The 2,508-nt window shown below is 73.7% G+C and carries 4 protein-coding genes; all 4 read right to left on the bottom strand.

Annotated features, from left to right (window positions below; all coding sequences use genetic code 11):
• Positions 1–169: 169 nt before the first annotated feature.
• Entirely contained in the window at positions 170–592 is a 423-nt protein-coding gene (locus AC0CYZ_RS07715; RefSeq protein WP_472213937.1) for an ester cyclase, read from the bottom strand.
• A gap of 108 nt (positions 593–700) precedes the next feature.
• Positions 701–895 (bottom strand): hypothetical protein, encoded by a 195-nt coding sequence (locus AC0CYZ_RS07720; protein WP_472213939.1) that lies wholly within the window; start codon positions 893–895, stop codon positions 701–703.
• A gap of 65 nt (positions 896–960) precedes the next feature.
• Entirely contained in the window at positions 961–1,929 is a 969-nt protein-coding gene (locus tag AC0CYZ_RS07725; RefSeq protein WP_472213941.1) for a DNA polymerase domain-containing protein, read from the bottom strand.
• 56 nt (positions 1,930–1,985) lie between these two features.
• The coding region (locus AC0CYZ_RS07730; RefSeq protein WP_472213943.1) for an HNH endonuclease signature motif containing protein at positions 1,986–2,508 on the bottom strand (523 nt) is incomplete at its 5' end.

The following is a 2,508-nucleotide window of genomic DNA, read 5'->3' on the forward strand; positions in this document are numbered from 1 at the left end:
CGCCGCACCGCGTCAGCCTGGCAGGTCGGCCGTGAGGGCGCCGCGCGCACGAAGTCGTCACACAGCTGGTGCTCAGGGGCGGTTCATCGCCGGCCGCCGCCGGGGTGGTCGCCGCGGTCGGTTGGGTGGCCGTGCGCTGCGCCCGACACCCGGTTGCCCCCCGCCCGCGTCAGGAGGTCGGTGAGCGCGCGCCGTGAGCCGGCCCGACCCGGAGCTGCTCGGCGATCGACCAGCGGTCGATCAGGGACGACACTGCTGCGATCCGGCCGTCCTCGAACCGGTAGAAGACGTGTTCCGCGAAGTGGAGCTGCTCGCCGTTCGGCGTGAAGCCGAGGAAGCGGTCGCGGGGCGTGCACCGGAAGACCAGGCGGCACGCGACGTCCTGACCGGATACGACCACGATGTGGGGGTCGTAGACGAGGTCGGGGACGGCGGCGATGTCCGCGGCGATGAGGTCCCGGTAGTCGCGCCCGGTCATCGGCTCGTCGTTGTAGGTCAGGCGGTCCGCGACGTAGTGCACGAGATCCTCGAGCCGTCGCTCGTTGAGGACGTCGAGGTAGGCGCGGTAGCGGGTCTCGAGGTCGTCGGTCATGGGCTCGGCTCCGGCTCCGTCAGTGGCTCGGGAACCCCCATCGTGCCGACGACACCAGCAGGGGCCGGAGGAGCTCCTCGGTTCCTCGGCCCCGGCCGGCGGTCCCGCTCATGCCCCGGCGGGGACGTCCTGCGCGGCGGCGAGGCGGTCGACCGAGGCCCGTACGGCGCGCAGTTCGGTGACGACGGCGTCCAGCTGGGCGTCGTTGGTGCGACGCAGCTCGTTCAACACCTTCTCAAGCAGGTCGTTGGTGGTGGTGAGTGCGTCCTTGACCGGTCCGATGCCGGCGAGGTCCCCGAGCACGGTGTCTCCTCTCGACGTGAATTGATCGGTACCGACGGTACCTGATACACGCCGTACCGGCTCGGTCAGCCGTCGTCACGGGCCGCCGCCCGCTTGCGCCGCTTGCCCTCGTGCATCGCCGCGACCCGCGCGACCGGGATGGTGTGGCCCTCCTCGAGGAGGTCCGCGGGGATAGCTCGGGCCGCGCCGAGGCGCTCCTGCCAGCTCGGGCCGCGCAGGAAACGGTCCGGGGTGGCCACGGTGATCTCGGACGGCACGACGTCGTCGAGCGAGTCCCAGTCGCACGGGCACGAGACCGGCAGGCCCGGGCGCACCCGCGGGCTGTAGGCGGCGACGACCGTGGCGCCGCCCGCGCGGGTGGCGTCGAGGAAGACCTTTCCGCCGCGGTCGGCCTTGATGAACGCCGTCGTGGTGCCGTCCGGGTCGAGGCGTTCGGCGCGGGCGGCGACGGCGCGGGTCGCGGCGTGGACGTCCTCCATGGCTGCCGGCTCGATCGGCGTGACCACGTGCAGGCCCTTGGCGCCGGAGGTCTTCACGGCCGGGTCGAACCCGGCATCGCGCAGCACCTCGCGGACCGCGCGGGCGGCGGAGACGACGGGTCCGAGACCGGAGCCCTCGGGCGGGTCGAGGTCGAGGACGAGGTGGGTCGGCGTGCCCGGCGCGTCGGCGAGGGTGAGCGGGACGTGGTACTCGACGGCGCGCTGGTTGGCGAACCACAGCAGCGTCGCGCGGTCCTCGGCGAGCGCGTAGTGGACGTCGCGCTGGGAGCTCTCGGACCAGAACGTCACCGAGCGGATCCACTCGGGCGCGCCCTTGGGCAGGTTCTTCTGCATGAAGCGCTCCCTGCCGCGGGCCCGCACGACCGAGAGCGGCCGGTTGGCGAGCAGCGGGAGGATCCGGTCGGCGACGGCGTCGAGGTGGTCGACCAGGGCGCGCTTGCTGACCGCCGGGTGGTCGTCGTCGCCTGCGAGCAGTTCCTGGTCGAGGTGGGTGAGACCGACCCCGTCGCGCACCTCGTCCGGATCGCTCGCCATCGGACGACCGTGGCCGGGTGGGGGCGGCGGGTCAAGCCGAGGTGCCTGGCGATGCCTCAGAAGTCGGGGTCGTGGTCGTAGCGGCTCGGCGGCGTCTCCTGGGGTGCGGTCGCGGCTCGGGTGAGGCGGGTGGCGGTGGCGCGGGCGGCGTCGGTGAGGAAGCCGTGCTTGTTGGGTCGCGCCGCCCACGCCGGAACCGGGCGAGGCGGTGGGGCGAAGACGAGGTCGGGGACGCTGGTGGGCCCGTCGGCCGGGGACAGCGGATCGGCCGACTCCTGGTAGCGGTCGGGTTCGACTCGGTGGCGCGTGCCGGTGGGGCTGGTCCACACGAAGCAGCCCGCGGCGGGCTGGACGACGCTCCACCCGGCGTCGGGGTCGTGTTTGAGCAGGTGGTGGGGTTCGCAGAGCGCGCCGAGGTTGTCGGCCTCGGTGAGGCCGCCGAGGAGCCAGTCCTCGGTGTGGTCGAGGTCGGCGCGCATCGCCGGGCGGTCGCAGCCGGGGAACCGGCAGGTCTGGTCCCGGGACCGGATCCAGGCCTCGAGGGCGGCGCCGGGGTGGCGGCGGTGCGCGTCGGCGCCG

Source organism: Actinomycetospora sp., from assembly GCF_055612215.1.

Coding starts and splice junctions, on each gene's coding strand:
- AC0CYZ_RS07715 (WP_472213937.1), bottom strand. CDS start 592: ATGACCGACGACCTCGAGACCCGCTACCGCGCCTACCTCGACGTCCTC.
- AC0CYZ_RS07725 (WP_472213941.1), bottom strand. CDS start 1,929: ATGGCGAGCGATCCGGACGAGGTGCGCGACGGGGTCGGTCTCACCCAC.